The sequence below is a fragment of the Kribbella sp. NPDC003505 genome (assembly GCF_040610875.1).
Classification (GTDB): Bacteria; Actinomycetota; Actinomycetes; order Propionibacteriales; family Kribbellaceae; genus Kribbella.
The window spans coordinates 46516-65431 of the sequence record NZ_JBEXNA010000013.1 but is presented as its reverse complement, the minus strand read 5'-3'; the positions used below and the strand labels follow the sequence as shown (position 1 = coordinate 65431).

Annotated in this window: 13 protein-coding genes and 1 pseudogene; 5 read left to right on the top strand and 9 right to left on the bottom strand. The window is 70.7% G+C overall.

Translation table 11 applies throughout. The features are described 5' to 3' along the window. The first annotated feature begins 79 nt into the window (after positions 1-79). Entirely contained in the window at positions 80-1522 is a 1443-nt protein-coding gene (locus ABZX12_RS34850) for a class I SAM-dependent methyltransferase (RefSeq protein WP_355699699.1), read from the top strand. Here ABZX12_RS34850 and ABZX12_RS34845 read toward each other — a convergent pair. Both ABZX12_RS34845 and ABZX12_RS34840 read right to left on the bottom strand, forming a co-directional pair. Continuing rightward, positions 1485-3065 (bottom strand): GGDEF domain-containing protein, encoded by a 1581-nt coding sequence (locus ABZX12_RS34845; RefSeq protein WP_355699698.1) that lies wholly within the window; start codon positions 3063-3065, stop codon positions 1485-1487. The two genes, ABZX12_RS34850 and ABZX12_RS34845, sit on opposite strands and share 38 nt — an antisense overlap. A gap of 36 nt (positions 3066-3101) precedes the next feature. Continuing rightward, complete coding sequence (locus ABZX12_RS34840) at positions 3102-4703, bottom strand: GGDEF domain-containing protein (protein WP_355699697.1); 1602 nt, start codon at positions 4701-4703, stop codon at positions 3102-3104. A gap of 212 nt (positions 4704-4915) precedes the next feature. Between ABZX12_RS34840 and ABZX12_RS34835 the strand changes: the two genes are divergently transcribed. From ABZX12_RS34835 to ABZX12_RS34820, 4 genes are read left to right on the top strand one after another with little or no spacing between them, the layout of a single operon-like run. After that, positions 4916-6223 (top strand): CHAT domain-containing protein, encoded by a 1308-nt coding sequence (locus tag ABZX12_RS34835; protein ID WP_355699696.1) that lies wholly within the window; start codon positions 4916-4918, stop codon positions 6221-6223. A gap of 24 nt (positions 6224-6247) precedes the next feature. After that, positions 6248-6595, top strand: coding sequence for a hypothetical protein (locus ABZX12_RS34830; RefSeq protein ID WP_355699695.1), 348 nt, complete (start codon positions 6248-6250; stop codon positions 6593-6595). Then, positions 6592-7215 (top strand): hypothetical protein, encoded by a 624-nt coding sequence (locus ABZX12_RS34825; RefSeq protein WP_355699694.1) that lies wholly within the window; start codon positions 6592-6594, stop codon positions 7213-7215. Before ABZX12_RS34830 ends, ABZX12_RS34825 begins: the two co-directional genes overlap by 4 nt. Continuing rightward, positions 7200-10025: a hypothetical protein gene (locus ABZX12_RS34820; RefSeq protein ID WP_355699693.1), complete on the top strand. Its 2826-nt coding sequence runs from the start codon at positions 7200-7202 to the stop codon at positions 10023-10025. Before ABZX12_RS34825 ends, ABZX12_RS34820 begins: the two co-directional genes overlap by 16 nt. Here the strand turns inward: ABZX12_RS34820 and ABZX12_RS34815 are convergent. The 7 genes and pseudogenes from ABZX12_RS34815 to ABZX12_RS34785 all read right to left on the bottom strand — a co-directional run. Beyond that, positions 10018-10473, bottom strand: a pseudogene (locus ABZX12_RS34815) (NUDIX hydrolase); the annotation flags it as partial. The gene ABZX12_RS34820 and the pseudogene ABZX12_RS34815 sit on opposite strands and share 8 nt — an antisense overlap. 16 nt (positions 10474-10489) lie before the next feature. Then, positions 10490-11794, bottom strand: a complete 1305-nt coding sequence (locus ABZX12_RS34810; RefSeq protein ID WP_355699692.1) for a cytochrome P450 — start codon at positions 11792-11794, stop codon at positions 10490-10492. A gap of 295 nt (positions 11795-12089) precedes the next feature. Beyond that, positions 12090-12884, bottom strand: coding sequence for a DUF2785 domain-containing protein (locus ABZX12_RS34805; RefSeq protein ID WP_355699691.1), 795 nt, complete (start codon positions 12882-12884; stop codon positions 12090-12092). A 188-nt stretch (positions 12885-13072) separates the two neighbouring features. Next, entirely contained in the window at positions 13073-13837 is a 765-nt protein-coding gene (locus ABZX12_RS34800; protein WP_355699690.1) for an ABC transporter permease, read from the bottom strand. Position 13838: 1 nt separating this feature from the next. Next, a complete protein-coding gene (locus ABZX12_RS34795; RefSeq protein WP_355699689.1) occupies positions 13839-14831 on the bottom strand; it encodes an ABC transporter ATP-binding protein in 993 nt (330 codons plus the stop codon). Positions 14832-15113: 282 nt separating this feature from the next. Continuing rightward, positions 15114-16322 carry a DUF4142 domain-containing protein gene (locus ABZX12_RS34790; protein ID WP_355699688.1) on the bottom strand — a complete coding sequence of 403 codons (1209 nt, stop codon included), beginning with the start codon at positions 16320-16322 and terminating at the stop codon, positions 15114-15116. 93 nt (positions 16323-16415) lie between these two features. Beyond that, positions 16416-18719 (bottom strand): sodium-translocating pyrophosphatase, encoded by a 2304-nt coding sequence (locus ABZX12_RS34785; RefSeq protein ID WP_355699687.1) that lies wholly within the window; start codon positions 18717-18719, stop codon positions 16416-16418. Positions 18720-18916: the final 197 nt, after the last annotated feature.

Genomic DNA, 18916 nt, shown 5'->3' with positions numbered 1-18916 from the left:
CACCCTGGTGGCCGTGGACAGGTCATTACCTGTTCACGGTCACCATTACCTGTCCAGGGTCGGGTGGGAGGATGGGGGGATGGTGGAGTTGACGGGGAACGTGGTGGACGGGCTGCGTACGGCGTTCGCCCGTGCGGGGTACGCCGTGGACGGGGTGGCCGAGCGGCTCGGGGTGCAGGCGAACGCCGCGTTGGCGCGGAACGAGACGGCGCCGGCGTTTCGGCGTACGGCGTCGGGGGATGCGCTCGACACGATGATCCGGCTGTTCCTGCTGCAGCGCGCAGTGCCGGAAGACCTTGTGGGCAAGGCGTTTCCGGGTGTTGATCTGGTGGGCCTGGGCGTCGTCGAGCGCAGTGGGGGCGACGTACGGGCGCTGCTCGACATCCGGCCGTTCGCGGAGGACGGGCGGGAGTGGTGGGTGGTAGCCGACCTCACGCCGGGGCTCGACGGGCGCCGGGAGGCGATGCGGTCCGATTACGTGCTCGGTATCGCGCCGGCCAGCCTGAGCCTCATCCAGCTCACCGTCCCGATCAAGGCCGAGCGCGCCCTCGACATCGGCACCGGGTGCGGTATCCAGTCGCTGCACCTGGCGGATCGCGTCAATCAGCTGACAGCCACCGACGTCAACCCCCGCGCGCTCCAGCTGGCGCGTGCGACGGCGGCCCTCAACCACATCGACCTCGACCTCCGCGACGGCAGCCTGTACGAGCCGGTCCGCGGCGAGCGGTTCGACCTGATCGTCAGCAACCCGCCGTACGTGATCTCACCGCCCGGCGGCGACCTCACCTATCGCGAGACCGGATTCACCGGCGACGCCGTGGTCGAGCAGCTCGTCCGCCAGGCGCCGGACCACCTCACCGACGGCGGCTGGTGCCAGCTGCTCGCCAACTGGACCTGCGTACGCGGCCAGGACTGGCAGGACCGCATCGCCGCCTGGACGGCCGACCGCTCGGCCTGGACGGTGCAGCGTGAACAGCTGGACCCGTCGGAGTACGTCGAACTCTGGCTCCGCGACGCCGGCCTGCACGGCTCACCGCAGTACACGACCCGGTACGACGCGTGGATGCGCTACCTCGACGAGCACGACGTCGAAGCGATCGGCATGGGCTGGATCACCCTGCACAACGTCGAAGGATCGCTGCACGCGGAGTCCTGGCCGTACGAGATCGAGCGCCCGGTCGGCCCGCACGTCCTGCACCGCTTCGAACGCCTCGAAGGCCTCCCGGCCGACCTCACCGCGCTGCACCTGCGCGTCGCCGACGACGTCGTCCAGGAGACCACCGGGCAACCAGGAGCCGAGGACCCGGCGACGATCGTGCTCCGGCGGCAGCGGGGCATGCGCAGAGCCGAGCAGGTCGACACCGTGCTGGCCGGCTTCGTCGGCGCCTGCGACGGCGACCTGAGCACCGGCCAGATCCTCGCCGCCCTGGCCGACCTCACGGACCGCCCGGTGGTCGACGTCCTGTCCGACTACGTGCCCCAGGTCAGGAACCTCGTCGTGGAAGGCTTCCTGGACTACTGAGCGCCCGCCGCCGTCGGCGCTTCTCGGCGTACATGCGCCGATCGGCCTCGGTCAACAACTCGGCGACCGGCGTACCGTCCGTGCTGCTCGCCTGGCCGACGCTCAGCCGCAGCATCGCGAACCACGGCTCCTCCGCGCGTGCCGCCTCGCGATCGGCCGCGCCCTTGATCCGCTCGACCAGCTCGGGCGCACCCCGCTCGTCGGGGTTGTCGAGGACGACGACGAACTCGTCCCCGCCCGCCCGCGCCACGACGTCCTCCGCGCGGCACTGCTCGGTCAGCAGCGTGCCGACCCGGCGCAGGACCTCGTCGCCGCTGGCATGACCGTAGCTGTCGTTGATCACCTTCAGGTTGTCCACGTCGATCGCGAGCACCGCGATCGAGCGGCCGGAATCCTGCGCCACCGACATCCGCTCGTCGAGCGCGCGCCGGTTCCCCACCCCGGTCAGCGGATCCTCCCGCGCCGCCCGCCATTCGGCGTCGTGCCGGATCGACAGTTCATGGCTGGCCAGCGCGCTCCGGACGGCGTACAGCCCGCGCAGCCGCTCCGCCCACCATCCGCGACTGATCGCCCGCGCGTACTGCAGCCCGGTCATCGCGCCGGGGTCACCGGACTCCGCGATGATCTGTACGGCGGTGTGCCGGATCAGCGCCTCGACCGGCGGATCGGAGGTCGGCGGCAGGTCGCTTGCGGCCCGGTCCGCCGCGTCCATCGCGTCCCCGCCCCGCCCGAGCGCCAGATACGCCTTGGCCAGGTAGGTGCCCGCGATCGCGGCCAGCTCCAGGTCGCCGAGCTTGGCCAGCTGGTCCCGGCAGTCCTTCAGGATCACCGCCGCCTCGTCGGCCTCCGCGGCGTCGTTGCTCGCCGCGAGCCACATCCGTCCGGCCATCGGCCAGTAGCCGAGCAGGTCGGCGGCGAGGATCACGTCGACCGCCTCACCCGCCCAACGGTGCGCCTCCCGGCGGCGTTGCCGGATCTCCTCGTCGTACGACGTGTCGCCGAGCCGCTCGAGTTCGTGCGCCCAGCGCAGATTCGACTCGGCCAGGTTCAGCCGGTTGATCGCCGGCGCCTCGGACAGGCCGAGCGGGTCGTGGTCACCGTCGGCGGCGAGCTCGAAGTGCGGGATGCACAGCTCGTACAGCCGCAGCAGGTCGTAGGCGTAGCCGAGACCGGTGTGCGCCCAGCCGGCCAGGCCGAGGTCCCGGGTCCGCGACAGCGCATTCTCCGCGGCGACCAGGTCGGCGACCGAGTCACCGCCCTCGCCGGTGCGGATCAGCGTGACGATCCGCAGCGCGATCGCGTTCGCCTCCCAGCCCGGCTCGTCGATCGCGCGGGCGACCCGGATGCAGCCGTCGACGGCGTCCAGCGCCTCGACGGAGTCGGTGGCGTGATGCGCCGCGACGGCCCGGACGTACTCCGCGGCGGCCCGCTCGTGACTCGGCTCCGGACCGAGCTCGTCGAGCAGCGCGTTCAGCTCCAGCGCCGCCTCGGCCGGACTGCCCGACTGCGCCCGCGTCATCGCGTCCGCGATCCGCGTCGTCACCCCCGACGTCTCCCGCACCACACCGCCCGCCCTTCGTCACTTCCTGCGGCGCTTCTCCTCGTACAGACGCTGGTCCGCCCGGGAGATCAACTGCTCCACACCGATTCCTTCGGCCGTCGCGGCGTACCCGATGCTCACCCCGAGCCGACGCAGCCACGGCCTGTCCGTCGTCGCCGCGATCGCCTCGACGGCGATCCGGATCCGCTCGGCCAGCTGCGCGCCGCCCTTGGCGTCGGGCTGGTCGAGGACCACGAAGAACTCGTCGCCACCCGATCGAACCACGGCATCGGTGGCCCGCGCCTGTTCTACCAGGAGATTTGCCACAACCTGCAGCAATTCGTCCCCGCAGGCGTGCCCGAACGTGTCGTTGACGAGCTTCAGGCCGTCGACGTCGAGCGCGAGCAGCGTGACCGCCCGGCCCGAGTCGCGCGCCGCCGTCAACCGCTCGTCCAGCGCCCGGCGATTGCCCACGCCGGTCAGCGGATCCTGCCGTGCCGCGTGCCATTCGGCGTCGTGCCGGGCCGGCAGATCGTGCACGGCAAGCGCATGCCGCACGGCGTTCAGCGCGCGCTGCCGCTCCTTCCACCAGCTCCGCGCGACCGATCGGGCGTAGGCCAGGCCGGCCACCGCTCCCGGCGTACCGCCCGCCGCCTCGATCTCCGAACGGGTCTGCAGGACCAGGACCTGGGTCGATGGATCGGCCAACGGAGTCAAGTCGTCGGCGGCCCGGTCCGCGGCGGCCTTGGCCTCGTCGGGTTTCCCCTGCGCCTGCAGGGCCCGGGCGAGGTAGGCGCCGGCGATCGCGAGCCGCTCGGTCTCCCCCAGCTTGCTGATCTCGTCGCGCAGCTGGGTCAGGTCGGCGACCGCGCGCGCCGGGTCCTCGGCGGTCACGGCCGCGGCCAGCCAGAGCCGGGCGCTGAGTCTCCAGAACTCCTGGGTCTCGTCGTCGACCAGGACGTCTTCGGCCTCCCGCGCCCAGTACGCGGCCGACGCCAGGCGCTCTTCGATCTCCTTTGTATACAAGGGATCGCCGAGCCGCTCGAGTTCGTGCGCCCAGCGCAGGTAGGTCTCGGCGAGGTTCAGACGGTCGATGGCGAGCGACTCGGCCAGCTCGAACACGTCGTCGTCCAGGCGGGTGGCGAGCTCGTAATGCGGAATGCACAGCTCGAAGAGCCGCAGGACGTCGTACGCATAGCCGAGGCCGGTGTGCGCCCAGGCGGTGAGGCCCGGGTCGTCGGTGCGGTTCAACGCCGCTTCGGCCGCGACCAGGTCGTTGACCGTGTCACCGCCGCGGCCGCTGCGCGCGAGGTTGATGATGCGGATCGGCAGCGCGTTGGCTTCCCAGCCCGGTTCGTCGATCGCGCGGGCGATGTCGATGCACGCGTCGACCGCCCGGAGCGCTTCGTCCGCGTCACTGGCGTGGTGCGCCGTCACTCCCCGGACGTACTCCGCGGCGGCCGCCTGGTAGCTCGGCGCCCCGCCCAGCTCGGCCCGGATCGCGTCGATCTCCGCGGCCGCCGTCGCATGCCCGCCCGACTGGGCCGCCGTCATGGCAGCGGCGATCCGAACGGTCAGCGGGTCGTCCGCCGCCATCTCGCCATTGCCCATACCGCCGACGGCCCTTCCCTGATCCGTCACCCGCACCTCGGGCCGGACCGCCCATTGTGACCACCTACCCCGCATCCTGTCACGACCCGATCAGGCCAACGGCCACCTAGTGCCACCCGGACCGTACTCGGCGTATCGCTTTTCACTTGCTGTCATCGCCGCGACACTGGCCCGAGGACCCGCGTCACCTTAGGGTGAGCAGTCGGGTGCCGAGCGTTCTGGGGGACGCGTTGGAAGATCACATGCGCAGGCTGGACGAACTTGCGGCGGCCGATGCTCGACGGGGCGGCGAGCGGATCGCCTTCGAGCGGGAGTGGGACGAGCTGCTGGCGGAGATCCGCCGCATCGACGGCTTCTCGGGCTTCCTCCGGCCGCCGGGCGTGGATGAGCTGCGGCGGGCCGCGACCGGTGGGCCGGTCGTCGTGGTCACGGTCGGGCGACTGCGATCCGACGCCGTGATCGTGGCGGCGGACGGCGTCGAGCGGGTGATCCCGCTGCCGGCGACGTACGACGACACCGTCGAGGAGGCGCTGCGCTACCTGCAGACCGTTCACGACTTCGAGGCCGCGCGGCAGGTTGCGGCCGAGGCCCAGCGCCCGTTCCTGGACGGCGACCGGTCGATCGCGTCCATCCAGGCGTTCCACGCCGCGGCGGCCCAGTTGCACGCCGAGCGGATCCGCGGGGAAGGAACGATCCTCGAGGTCCTCGACTGGCTGTGGACCGCGATCGCGGAGCCGGTCCTCACGGCGCTCGGACACACGACGAGACCCGAGGGCGACAGCTGGCCGCGACTGTGGTGGTGCCCGTCCGGCCTGCTCACCGCGATGCCGCTGCACGCCGCCGGGCGGTACGCCGCGGGCACGACCGGCGACACTGTGCTCGACCGGGTCGTCCCGTCGTACACACCGACCGTCCGAGCGTTGCTTGAGGCAACGAAATCGCCGGTCGGCGCGGCCGATCCGGGGCTCCTGGTGGTCGCTGCCCCCGACGTTCCCGGCCAGACTCCGCTTCCCGACGTCGAGCGAGAGGTCGAGCTCCTGACCCGCCTCTTCGCCGGCAGCAGCACGGTCCTGTACGGCGAGGCGGCCACCACGACCGCCGTACGGGCCGAGCTGGGCCGCCATCCCTGGGTGCACTTCAGCTGCCACGGGAACCAGGACGTCACCGACCCGTCGAACGGCGGCCTGATCCTGCACGACGGCACCCTGACGGTGCACAGCATCACCGGCGCCACGTATCAGGGTGAGCTGGCGTTCCTGTCGGCCTGCAAGACGGCGACCGGTGGAGTCGAGCTGCCGGACGAGGTCATCACGCTGGCGGCAGCCATCCACTACGCCGGCTACCGCCAGGTGATCGCCACCCTCTGGTCCGTCTACGACCCGACCGCCGCGGATGTCGTCGAGGCGGTCTACACCGAGCTCGCGGGCAACGGCGGCCGGCCGGACAGCACCCGTGCCGCACAGGCTCTGTACCGCGTGGTCCGCCGCTTGCGTGACCGCCACCCGACCAGTCCGAGCGTGTGGATGCCGTTCATCCATCTCGGGCCCTGACCGCTCAGCGGCGAAGGAGAGACCGTGACGACAGACGACGCCGTGCGGAACGAACCCGTTCCGTATCGCGAGGTGAGCGAGCCCGGATACGCCGAGCAGGCCGCCGGGACGTTCGTCATCGAGAACTTCGGAGTCGGCACGTCGCTGCTCGGCGGCCGCTGCCCGCGCTGCGACGCCTCGATCGAGGTCCCGCTGCTCGACGGCGTCTTCCGCGGTGATCCCGGCAGCCGGCCGGGCGGCGGGACCGGTGCGGCCGGCAGCATCCGCTCGGTGCCGATCATCTGCACCTGCGCCGAGGCACACCCCGGCCGGCCCACGGACCGGGTCGGCTGCGGCGCGTACTGGATCTTCGACGTCCCGGCCGGCTCATGACCGATCGTCCGGCTGCCGGCCGCGCGGCCACGCCGGCCGATCTCCGGCGGGCCCAGCAGCTCGACGCGATGCGCCGTACCGAGCTCCCGCGGGTCCGGACGGCGGCGACCCAGTGGCGCAACGGCCTCGCCGGCCTGCTCGTCGCCCTGATCGGCTTCAGCCTGGTGAAGGGCCGCTCGGACATCGGCGAGCTCGCCTCCGGGGCAGCCGTCGCGGTCGGCCTGCTGCTCCTGCTCGCCCTGGTTGCCGGCGCCTCCGGTGCGCTCTACCTGCTCCGGGCAGCGAACGGCCGGCCATCGGTCGTTCAGGTCAGTGCGCTGCCGCCGGGCCCGATCGCGGACCATCGCGAGGCCCAGGACGCCGCCCGCGCACTGCGCCGCGGCATCGCGCTCAGCCTGACCTGTGCGGCGCTGTTGACCGCCGCGGTCGCCACAACCTGGTACGGCCCGGCCAAGGACCAGCCGATGGTCGAACTCACGACCGACAGCGCTGTGCTGTGCGGTGCGGTGATCCGGATCGACGACGGCCAGGTCACACTTCGGACCAGTGCGGGTGAGCGGCTGGTCGAGCTGGGCAAGCTCCGCGCGATGCGGGCGGTGAGCTCATGTCCCGGCAGCTGATCGACGCGCTGCTCGCACGGGTGGCGCGGTGGGAACGGGATCCGGCGAGTGACGCCGTACTCGGCCCTGCGGTCGACGACGAGCTGGAGCGGCTGACCGCGCTCCCCGGCTTCCCGCAGGACCTCGAGGCCCGGTACGCGGTCGGACTGGTGCTCTGGTGCCGCTGCGTCGCGCTGGGGCCGGACGGCGAATTCGCCCTCAGCAAGGCCGTCGACATGCTCGCACCGATCGCTCCTCAGCTGCCGTACGCACTGCCGGAGGAGCTGCGGCACTGGGTGCGGATCCGCGAACAGGCCGTCGCGGAAAGCGTCGAGGCGATGCAGGAGGTCGATCGGTACTACGAGTCCAGGAACCTCGAGGCCCTCGACCGGGCGATCACCTTGCTCACCAACGCCGCGCATCGGCTCGACGACACCCGACCCGCGACGGCGACGTTCCTGTTCGACCTCGGGAACCTGTTCTGGATCCGCTATCAGCACACCGGTCTGCCGATCGACCTGTTCATCACGGCCGATGCGATCAGCAAGGCGACCGCGGCCGACGAATCGGGGTACCTGCTCGGGCGCGACGGGCTGCTCCACGATCAGGCGTCCCAGGTCTACACGGCGTGGGAGCGGGACGGCTCACTGGAAAACCTGCAGGCCGCGGTCGACCTGCAACGCTGCGCGTTCCGGCTGGCCACGACGGACCGGCCGTCCCAGGCCGCATTCCTCGCGTATCTGGTGCAGATGGGGTACGAACGCACCGGCCGGCGGGAGCTGCTCGACGACGCGATCGCCACTGCCCGGTGGGCGGTGGCTCAGGAGCCGGCGAACGGATCCGCGCTGCTCAACCTCGCCCATGCCCTGACTCACCGCGCCCGCGCCGACCAGGACACAGCGGTCGCGCACGAGGCCGTCGACCATGCACGGCGGGCGGTCGGCGCCGTCCCCGCCGCCGACCGCGGACGCGCGCTGCAGATCCTCGGGAACGCACAACGCGTCGTACACACACTCGCGCCCGAGCCCGCGGTGCTCGCCGAGGCCGTGCAGACGCTGCGGCAGGCGGTCGCCGAGACCGATCCGGAGGACCCGGACCACGTCCGGCGGCTGATGGCGCTCGCCGACGCGCTGCGGGTAGCGGCGAGCGACGAGTCCGAAGCTGCGGAGGCGGTCGCACTGGCGCGACGTGTCGTCGCTGCGACGGCGCCGTCGGCACCCGAATTCCACGTCCGGCGCGCGGTCGTCGTCACGGCCCTCGTCAAGCAGCACGAGCTGACGAGGGACGCTGCTGTCCTGGCCGAAGCGATCAGCGAAGGCCGCGCGGCGCTCGAGGTCACCCCCTCCGATTCGGTCGAGCTGCCCTCGGTCGTCCGCGCCGTCGTCAGAGCGCTCGGCTCCGGCCGGGTCACCGCCGACCGCTCCGCCGTACTCCAGGAAGCCGTCGACCTCGTCCGGGACTGCATCGGCCGGATCGCGCCGTCGCACCCGGAAGCCGACGCGCTGGCCGGCGATCTGGCTGCTCTGGAGGCCGACCACGCCGACGCCCAGTTGCTGCGGTACGTCGAGACGCCCGACGACGCCGCCCTCGACCGGATCATCGCCTCGGCCGAAGCCGGCACGGCGGCGACCAGCACCGCACTGACGACGCTGTGCGAGGCGCTGCGCCTGCGGTTCGAGGCGTACAGCGAGGTCACCGACCTGGACCGCTCCATCGAAGCCGGTCTGCGGGCGATCGACGAGCTCACCGACCAGCCGGAGCCGCTGAGTCGTGCGCAGGTCGCCGTGGGTTTCAGCCTGCGGCTGCGCTACGAGCGGACCGGGCACCTCGCCAGCCTGGACGACGCGATCGAACTGCTGCGCCGGTCAGCGGCGGCCGCCGAGCCTGGCAGCGCGTTCCTGGCCGCACGGCTCAACATGCTCGGCAACGCGCGGTGGGAGCGGAGTATGCGCGACCAGGACGCCGGGCTCCTGGAGAGCGCGATCGCCGACCTCCGACGCTCCGTCGAGCTCGGGACTGCGGCCGGTACCGTCGATCCCGGCCACCTCAGCAACCTTGCGCTCGCCGTGCGAACCCAATACGAAACGACCCACGAGCCGGCGCTGGTGGACGAGTTGGTCGAGATCCTCCAGCGCGCGGTGCGGGAATCCAGGCCGGACAACAACCGGCTGCCGGTGTTCCGGTCGAACCTCGCGATCGCGTTGACCGACCGGTACGGCCGCGACGGGGATCTCGCGGATCTCGACGCCGCGATCGCCGTCCATCACGAAGTTCTCGCCGCGCCGACGGCCGGGCCCGCGTTCCGGGCGGGGAGCCGGACGAACCTGGCGCACAGTCTGGTCCAGCGTTACCGGCGTACCGGCGACCACGAGACGCTGACATCGGCATTCGCCGAGTACCGGGCCATCGTCGGCGAGACGTCACACCCGCCGATCGGGCGCTGCCAGGCGGCCTTCGCGTGGGGTGCGCTGGCGGCCGAGGTGCAGGACTGGGCAGAGGCGCTGGAAGCGTACGCGGCGGCGATCGCCCAGCTTCCGCTCGTGGCTCCACGCTCGCTGGACCGCGCCGACCAGGAACACGGCCTCCGCCAGTTCACCGCGCTCGGCCCGGACGCCGCGGCCGCCGCCCTCCAACTGGCCGACGCGGCGAGCGATCCGGCAGTCGCCGGCGAGCTTCGCGCCCGCGCCGTCGAGCTCCTCGACCAGAGCCGCGGCATCCTGCTCACACACCAACTCGAGGCCCGCAGCGACCTGACCCGCCTGCGCACCCACAACCCCACCCTCGCCAGCCGCTTCGAGCAACTGCTGGCGCTGCGCAACCAGGTCACCTGACCCGCTGGCCGTGCTCGCAGAGCACGACGACGCCCTCCTCGACCGCTTCGACGGCGGCCTCGAGACGGTCCGCGAGCAACGGCTTGCCGAGCGTGCGAACCTCAGCCGGCGTGTACAGGCCGGCCGACAGGATCTCGCCGTCGGCGAAGCTGAAGGCCGCGACGTCGGCGTCCGTCACGACACCGCCGTCGAAGACGAAGATCATCCCGTCGGGCCTGCCGTCGTACGCGTGCACGTGATCGACGACCAGCATCCTCCCCACCGGGCGCTCGCAGCCGAGCTCCTCGCGCAGCTCGCGCGCCGCTCCGGCCCACGGCGACTCGTCGGCCTCGACGATCCCGCCGGGGATCTCCCAGTTCGGCTTGTACGACGGCTCGACGAGCAGGACCCGTCCGTCCACCGCCCGGAACAGGACCCCGGCCGCCATCCGCTTCGTCGGCAGGTCCACGAAGGACCTGACGCCGTCAGCCGGCGGCTTGTTCGGTGGTGGCGCGGTGTAGCTGGACCGGCAGGGACTCGACGCCGTAGACGATCGAGAAGTCGCGGAAGCGGAGCTGCTCCTCGGGGACGGCCAGGGCCAGGTCGGGGAAGCGGTGCGCGAGCGCGGTGAACGCGGCGCGGAGCTCCATCCGGGCGAGTTCGGCGCCGACGCAGCGGTGCATGCCGTGGCCGAAGGCGAGATGCGCGGCGGACACCGTACGACGCGGGTAGAAGTCCTCGGCGTCCGACCCGAAGACCACCTTGTCCCGGTCCGCGCCGGACAGCGACACCGCGACCAGGTCGCCCTTCTTCACCTGGTGCCCGAACAGCTCGTGGTCGTGCCGGGCGAACCGCGGGAACGCGACCTGCACCACGGTCAGGTACCGCAGCAGCTCCTCGACGATCCCGTCGACGGCGCCGGGCTCGTTGCGGATCCGCTCGAAGTTCTCCGGGTCGCGCAGCAGCACCAGCGTCCCGAGCGCGAGCATGCTGGCCGACGTCTCGTACCCGCCGAGGAACACGCCGTCGGCCAGTCCGCCGAGCTCGACGTCGTCGAGCCCGTCGCCCTGGGCGCGGATGATCGACCCGATCAGCCCGTCGCCGGGGTTCACCCGCTGCTTCCGGACGATCTCGAACAGGAACTCCCGCGATTCCGACGCCGACCCGAACAGCCCGATACCGCCGCCGGACATGTCGAACCGGGCCGGACCGAGCGCCCGGAACCGGTCACGGTCCTGCTCCTCCACGCCGAGCAGGTCCGCGATCAGCAGGAACGGCACGTTGAACGCGAAGTCGGACACGATGTCGGCGACCGGCCCTTTGGCCTCCATCAGGTCCAGCTGGTCGTTGACGATCTTCTCGATCGCCGGCTCCAGCCGGGCCAGCCGGCGCTTGGTGAACTCCGGCGTCAGCAGCTTCCGCAGCCGGGTGTGGTCCGGCGGGTCGGTGAAGCCGAGGCCGCCGATCCCCTCCGACGGCTTGTTCGGGTCCGAGCCGACCAGCGGCCGGATGTCGTGGCTGTAGTCCTCTTCGTTGGAGAGCACGTACTTCGCCTCGGCGTGCCCGCTGACCACCCAAACGTTCAGCCCGAACAGGTGCGCCAGCTTGTGCACCGGCTCGGTCTCCCGGACCGCGGCCAGCTCCGGCACCGGGTCCACCCCGTGCCGGCGCAGCGGCATCGAGACCGAGCTGGGAAACATCCGCATCTTCGACAGGTCGAGACCACCCTTGCGGGTGGACCTGTTGAGGATCCGGCTGCCGACCCAACGCTTCAGGTATGTCGCAACCATGACTTCTCCGCGCCCTCTCTCAACTGCGCCCCCAGGCTCTTGTCGGTAAAAGCTAACCTCGCGGGGGGACCAGATCTGATGGTGTTGGCACTACTCCGGTAGTGGCGTTGGCACCACCATGGGAGGGGGCCATGGCATGCCAGCAGAGACATTGTCATGCACAGAGGCCCCGTTGCCACCGGAACCCACCTGTACTGCGCCCTGGACCGTGACATGGCGTCGCTCAGGGAGTTTTCAGGGAAACCAGCGACGAAAGTCGGATGCGCGATCCGTCGGCAGATCGTTGCCTGGACGCTCAGAGGTAGTACGGAGTCACGATCCGGAGCACGTCGGCCAACTTTGTCTTGACCTGCTCGCGTTGCGGGACCTGTGTGAGTTTCTTCGCATCTCCCACCCGCAGACCGTGATCGGCCAGGACGTACACCACCCGCAGCGTCCGGATCGTGTTCGTCACCTCGGGTGTGATGCCTTCGGCCGGCGGGTTCGACAGCGCCCGGATCGCCGGGTCCAGCCAGTCCGTGGCGTCGCTGCCGCTCAGGTCGGAGCGGGTCAGCGTGGCCGCGAGCGCGTAGCCGAGGCGGTCGTCCTCCATGTCGCGCAGCACGTACGACGTCGGCGTCAGCAGCCGCCCGATCCCGAGCCGCAGCATCTGCACCGGCTCGACCGCCTCGTGCAGCCCGAGCGTCCCGAGCAGGTCCGCACCGTGCGCGACCGCGTGCAGCCAGCCGAGCTTCTCGTCGTACCCGCGCAGGTCCTCCTCGCCGACGTACCAGCGCTCGAACGGCGGCACCCAGCTCGGCTCGAAGACCCCGGCCGACACGATCGAGTCCAGGATCAGCGGAGCGAACGTCCGCGCCTGGATCTCCGGGTCGCCGAACCGCGGCACCATCAGGTCGCCGAGCGCCCGCAACTCGTCCGCGGACAGCACGCCACGCCCGATCCAGGTCGCCAGCACGGAGTACGCGTGCCGGTCCCGGACGACGGGATCCGGCGACCGCAGCATCCCGGCCAGCTCGGCCACCAACTCGCCCAGCGGCCGTCCTTCGGGAACCGCGTCACCGGTGTCGCGCACCTGAGCCCAATCGGTCATGCGCGGCACGGTAGACGTTTGCCGGGCCACGGGCCACCCCAGGACCGAAAGGGAAACGGCCCGCGGTCCATCCGGAGACCGGATGTACCACGGGCCGTCGCGGCCAGGACCCCTCAGCCCGGCCGGGCCCCTGCCCCGGTCAAGGGCCCCTCAACCTCCGACCGGGGTGGACTGTGAAAGCAACGCGGTCACGCGTCGCGCTTGCTCGCCGAGAACAACGCGATCGCCATCAGCGCCGCCGCCCAGCCGGCGAAGTACAGCAAGGACCACCAGGGTCCGAGCGCGAAGTCGCTGCCGCCCGCCCCCTGCCCCGCGAGGCCGAAGTCCTGGCCCTGGTTGAGGAATGAGCTGCCGTTCGCGAACGGCGCCCACTTGGCCAGGTCGTCGCCGACCTTCGGGATCAGGTTGAGCAGGTTCTCGACCAGCAGCGGCCACAGGATCAGGATCGCGATCGCACCGGCGCTCTGCCGGATCAGGATGCCGACCGCCACCGCGAAGACCGCGGAGATCGCGAAGATCAGGCCCTGACCGGCCAGCAGCCGCCACTCGGCCGCGGTGTCGATCGCCAGGTCCGCGTTGCCGGCGAACAGGCTCCCGATACCCCAGGCGCCGAATGACGCGATCAGCCCGACGACGCCGGCCAGGAACGCGACCACCGCGGTCTTGCCGAGCAGCAGCGCGGCGCGCTGCGGGACGGCCTGGAAACTGGTCCGGATGGTGCCGAAACGGTACTCGGTGGTGACGGCCAGCGCGGCCATCACCATCATCACCATCTGGCTGAGCTGGGCGCCCGGCTGGGTGATGAAGATCGTCGCCTGCTGTTCCTCGGCGCCCTTCAGGAAGCCGGTGGTCAGCGCGGCGAAGCCGACGGTCAGCACGGCCGCGATCACCATGCACCACCACGGTGAGCGGGTGGAGAAGAGCTTGATGCGCTCGACTGCGATCACCGACATGTCAGTTGTCCTCCTTCGGACCCGCGGCCACCTCGGCGGCGTCGGGGGCGTCGAGCGAGGTCACAGCGGCGATCTCCTCGTGCGCGTGGTACTCGACCGAGTCACCGGTCATCTGCATGAATGCCTGTTCCAGCGAACCGCGCTGCAGCGTCAGCTCGTGCAGCACGATGCCGTGCGCGGCGGCCGCCTCGCCGACCTGGTCGGTGGTCAGGTCGCCTTCGACGAACAGCACCTTGCCCTGGTCGTCGACGTCCTCGATCCGGGTGGCCAGCTGCTGCTGGCTCAGCACGGCGGCGAACTGGTCGAGCTGCGGCGTCCGCACCTTCACCGTGGTACCGCTGGCGCGGTCGACGAACTCCTGGGTGCTGCTCTGCGCGATCAGCTTGCCGCGGCCGATGACGACCAGTTCCTCGGCGGTGAGCGCCATCTCGGACAGCAGGTGGCTGGAGACCAGCACGGTCCGGCCCTCGTCGGCCAGCCGGTGCATGAACGTCCGGATCCAGACGATGCCCTCCGGGTCGAGACCGTTCACCGGCTCGTCGAACAGCAGCACCTCCGGATCGCCGAGCAGCGCGCCGGCGATCCCGAGCCGCTGCGACATGCCCAGCGAGAAGGCGCCGGCCCGCTTGTTCGCGACCGACGTCAGGCCGACCATCTCGAGCACCTTGTCGACCGATGACTTCGGCAACTTGTTGGACGCGGCCATCCAGGTCAGGTGGGCGCGCGCCGAGCGGTTCGGGTGCACCCACTTGGCGTCCAGCAGCGCGCCGACCTTGGTCAGCGGCCGGTGCAGGTCACGGTACCGCTGCCCGTCGATCGTGACCTCGCCGGACGTCGGGGTGTCGAGCCCGAGGATCATCCGCATGGTGGTCGACTTGCCGGCCCCGTTCGGGCCGAGGAAGCCGGTCACCTTGCCGGGTTTCACCTCGAAAGACAGGTTGTCAACGGCAACTGTCGTGCCGTATCGCTTGGTGAGGCCCTTTGCCTCGATCATCGCCGTGCTCCTCGTCAGATGGCGTGAAATCGTCCCCGGTCGGGCGGGATGTGTCGTGATGAGATCAGTATCGAGGCCCACACGGTGCTGAGCATCGGACCCCGGGCGGATCCGGTGTGTCCACCCGTGGGTTGATTCTGCCGCCGGCGCCCGAACGGCTGCTATCGGTTAATTCCCTGACCACGACCCCGACGATCCCCCATCCCGCGGGGGAGCACATCAGCCGAAAGTCGACGGCGGGCGTACTTCGGTCGACCGTTGCTGGAAGTCACTACCAAAAGATCAGTCGACCGGAACGCCGTAGAGCACGAGGTTCTGGCTGTAGCGGCGCGCCGCACGGTCGTACGAACCGGTGCAGGTCACGAGCGCCAGCCGGGGCTTCGCCGCGCCTTGGAACAGGTCGGCGGGCAGGGCCTCCTGCTTGTACGTCCGGCGCGCCACGATGCGGTACCAGTGCTCCTCGCCGTCGCCGCTCGTCACGCCGACGGTGGTGCCGACCGGCACCTCGGACAGCGCCGCGAACACACCACGCCCGCGAGTGGTGTCCACATGTCCCGCGAGCAGCACTGTGCCGCCGTCAGCGCCCGGTGCCGCACCGGCGGCCCACCAGCCGACGTCCGCACTGGACTTGGGCACCTGCAGCTGGCCGTTGGCGCCGGTCCCGACCGGCTGCACCGCTGCCTCCAGGACACCGGGCAGCTTCAGCCGGACAGGTGGTACGGCGGCCTCTCGTTCCGCGGCCGTCTTCCCCGCGGCCGGGACTTTGCCCGTGTTGGCGGGCTGTCCGCCGAACAGCATGACCAGACCGGCCCCCAGTGCGATGACGCCGGCCAGACGTCGCCGTACGGAGATCGACTTGCCGACCAGCAGCAGCACCAGTCCGATGCCGAGCAGGATCACCGCGGCCCGGGCACGAGCCTTCTCCGCGTCCGCGTGCTGGCCGCCGTCGCCGGTTGGCACCACCGGAGTGGTGGTGGTGCCCGTCTTGCAGGTACCTGCCACCAGACGCTGATGCATCTGGAGCACGGGCTTGGCACCGTCTGCGAGTGACTCGACGGCCGGCGACGCGCTGATCGGCAGCTCACCGTTGACGAGCGCCAGGTACTGCTGATGCTCCTGCCGCTGCAGGGCCAGCCAGGCAGCGTCGTACCCGGCGGTGCCGGCCTTGGCCGCGACAGCGTTGAGTTGCTGGCGCTGCGTCGGGGAGGGCTCTGTCGGCAGCAGGATGTTGAGACGCGTGGCAACGTCGAGCTCCTGCGCCGAGAGCTTGCTGTGGTCGCGGTCGAGCTGCGCGGCGACCCGTCGTACGCAGGCGGTCTTGCCCTTGGTCGTCGCGGCGCGGGCGGACTCGATGATCGTGAGGTTGATCTGGTGCGCGGCGTTGAGGTACGCCACATCCGGTTGCGGCGTCGCGGCGTTCGCCGGCTGCAGCGCGCCGAGCACGCCCACCGCAACCAGGAGCAGCAGCGCGGGCACCCGGGCAATCCTCACAGGACGACAGTAGAAGAGCCGACGGCCCCGGGTCCAGACATGCGAAACGGCCCGCCGGACAGGCCGGCGGGCCGCTTCGGAAGGTACCGCGAATCAGGCGGCGGCGTTCACCTCGGCCGGCGTGTCGGCGATGACCGACTCCCGGCGCTTGGAGACGAACACGGCGGCGGCCAGGATCACCACGGCCACGACCGCGATGATGATCCGCAGCGCGGTGTTGGTGTCGTCGCCGATCGCCGACATCCCGACGACCGCCGGAGCGATCAGCACCGAGACCAGGTTCATCACCTTGATCAGCGGGTTGATGGCCGGACCGGCGGTGTCCTTGAACGGGTCGCCGACGGTGTCACCGATGACGGTGGCCTCGTGCGCGGGCGAACCCTTGCCGCCGTGGTTGCCGTCCTCGACCAGCTTCTTGGCGTTGTCCCAGGCACCACCGGAGTTGGCCAGGAAGACCGCCATCAGCGTGCCGGCGCCGATCGCACCGGCCAGGTAGCCGGCCAGCGCCGGGGCGCCGAGGCCGAAGCCGACGGCGATCGGCGCGGTCAGCGCCAGCAGACCCGGCGTCGCCAGCTCCCGCAGCGAGTCGCGGGTGCAGATGTCGACGACCTTGCCGTACTCCGGACGGGCGGTGCCCTCCATGATCCCGGCGATGTCGCGGAACTGCCGGCGGACCTCGTAGACGACCGCACCGGCGGCGCGGCCGACGGCGTTGATGGCCAGACCCGAGAACATGAACACGACCGCGGCACCGAGGATCAGACCGACCAGCGTGCCCGGGTTGAAGACCAGGGCGTCGGCCTCGAACTTGGCGTACTGGTCGCCCAGCGAGGAGCGGATCGCGTCGGTGTAGGAACCGAACAGCGCGGTCGCGGCCAGCACGGCCGTGGCGATCGCGATGCCCTTGGTGATCGCCTTGGTGGTGTTGCCGACGGCGTCCAGCTCGGTGAGGATCTGGGCCGCCTCGCCGTCCACGTCACCGGACATCTCGGCGATGCCCTGCGCGTTGTCGGAGACCGGGCCGAAGGTGTCCATCGCGACGATGACGCCGACGGTGGTGAGCAGACCGCAACCGGCCAGCGCGATCGCGAACAGCGCGACCACACCGGAGCCGCCGACCAGGAAGGCGCCGTACACGGCCGCCGCTATCACCACGGCGGTGTAGACGGCGGACTCGAAGCCGACCGAGATACCGGACAGGATCACCGTGGCGGCACCGGTCAGCGACGACTTGCCGACGTCCTTGACCGGCTTGTCCTCGGTGCCGGTGAAGTACCCGGTCAGTGCCAGGATGACGGCCGCCAGGACGATACCGATGATGACCGAGATGGTCGCGATCAGTCGCGGGTCGCCGTCGGTCGCGGCGATCGACTCGCTCGCGCCGGTCAGGTCCTTGAAGCTGCTCGGCAGGTAGACGAACGCCGCCACCGCGCACAGCACACCGGAGATCACCGCGGAGATGTAGAACGCCCGGTTGATCGTCCGCAGGCCGTTCTCGCCGGTCCGCGGACGGGTCAGGAAGACGCCGATGACGGCGGTGACCGCGCCGATGGCCGGCACGATCAGCGGGAAGATCAGGCCCTGCTCGCCGAACGCGGCCTTGCCCAGGATCAGCGAGGCCACCAGCATCACGGCGTACGACTCGAACAGGTCGGCCGCCATACCGGCGCAGTCGCCGACGTTGTCACCGACGTTGTCGGCGATCGTCGCGGCGTTCCGCGGGTCGTCCTCGGGGATGTTCTGCTCGACCTTGCCGACCAGGTCGGCGCCGACGTCGGCGGCCTTGGTGAAGATACCGCCGCCGACCCGCATGAACATCGCGAGCATCGCGGCGCCGAAACCGAAGCCCTCGAGCACGGTCGGAGCGTCGCCCTTGAACAGCAGCACGACGAGCGCGGCGCCGAACAGGCCGAAGCCCACGGTCGCCATGCCCACGGTGCCGCCGGTGCGGAACGCGACCCGCATCGCCGGGTTGCGGCCCTCGTCCCGGGCGGCCGCGGCGACCCGGACGTTGGCGCGCGTCGCGAGCCACATGCCGAGGTAGCCGATCGCGGCGGAGAAGCCCGCGCCGACCAGGAAGAACACCGAGCGGAAGATCTTCAGCGTGGTCTCGTTGCCGCCGTCGGTGTGGGCCGGCAGCAGGAACAGCAACAGGAACGCGACCACGGCGAAGATCGACAATGTCCGGAACTGCCGGTTCAGGTACGCCGAGGCGCCTTCCTGAACCGCCGCGGCGATCGTCTTCATGTTCTCGGTGCCATCGTTCGCGGCAAGCACCTGGCCCCGGAAGACCATCGCGATGACGACCGCGAGAATCGCGATCACCCCGACAACGATCACCAGTGTGGTGTTGCTCGACGAAAGATCCACCGCTTGTGGAGCAAGCAGCGCGGACATCCGTCCTCCTTGTAGGCAACCCATCCAGGCTTGACGGCCCCCGTCTGCCGCAACCGAAGGGTTGGGGAAATACGACACAGCGCCAATGGGCTGGCGCGGTGGGTTACTCTAACGGGTTCCCGACCAGACCTGACGACAGGGTGGTCTACGCCATACCGGGTCGGCCCGGCAAGACCCCTGCCGGAACCTGGGCGGAA

Coding starts and splice junctions, on each gene's coding strand:
- ABZX12_RS34850 (WP_355699699.1), top strand. CDS start 80: ATGGTGGAGTTGACGGGGAACGTGGTGGACGGGCTGCGTACGGCGTTC.
- ABZX12_RS34835 (WP_355699696.1), top strand. CDS start 4,916: ATGCGCAGGCTGGACGAACTTGCGGCGGCCGATGCTCGACGGGGCGGC.
- ABZX12_RS34825 (WP_355699694.1), top strand. CDS start 6,592: ATGACCGATCGTCCGGCTGCCGGCCGCGCGGCCACGCCGGCCGATCTC.
- ABZX12_RS34820 (WP_355699693.1), top strand. CDS start 7,200: ATGTCCCGGCAGCTGATCGACGCGCTGCTCGCACGGGTGGCGCGGTGG.
- ABZX12_RS34810 (WP_355699692.1), bottom strand. CDS start 11,794: ATGGTTGCGACATACCTGAAGCGTTGGGTCGGCAGCCGGATCCTCAAC.
- ABZX12_RS34805 (WP_355699691.1), bottom strand. CDS start 12,884: ATGACCGATTGGGCTCAGGTGCGCGACACCGGTGACGCGGTTCCCGAA.
- ABZX12_RS34800 (WP_355699690.1), bottom strand. CDS start 13,837: ATGTCGGTGATCGCAGTCGAGCGCATCAAGCTCTTCTCCACCCGCTCA.
- ABZX12_RS34795 (WP_355699689.1), bottom strand. CDS start 14,831: ATGATCGAGGCAAAGGGCCTCACCAAGCGATACGGCACGACAGTTGCC.
- ABZX12_RS34785 (WP_355699687.1), bottom strand. CDS start 18,719: ATGTCCGCGCTGCTTGCTCCACAAGCGGTGGATCTTTCGTCGAGCAAC.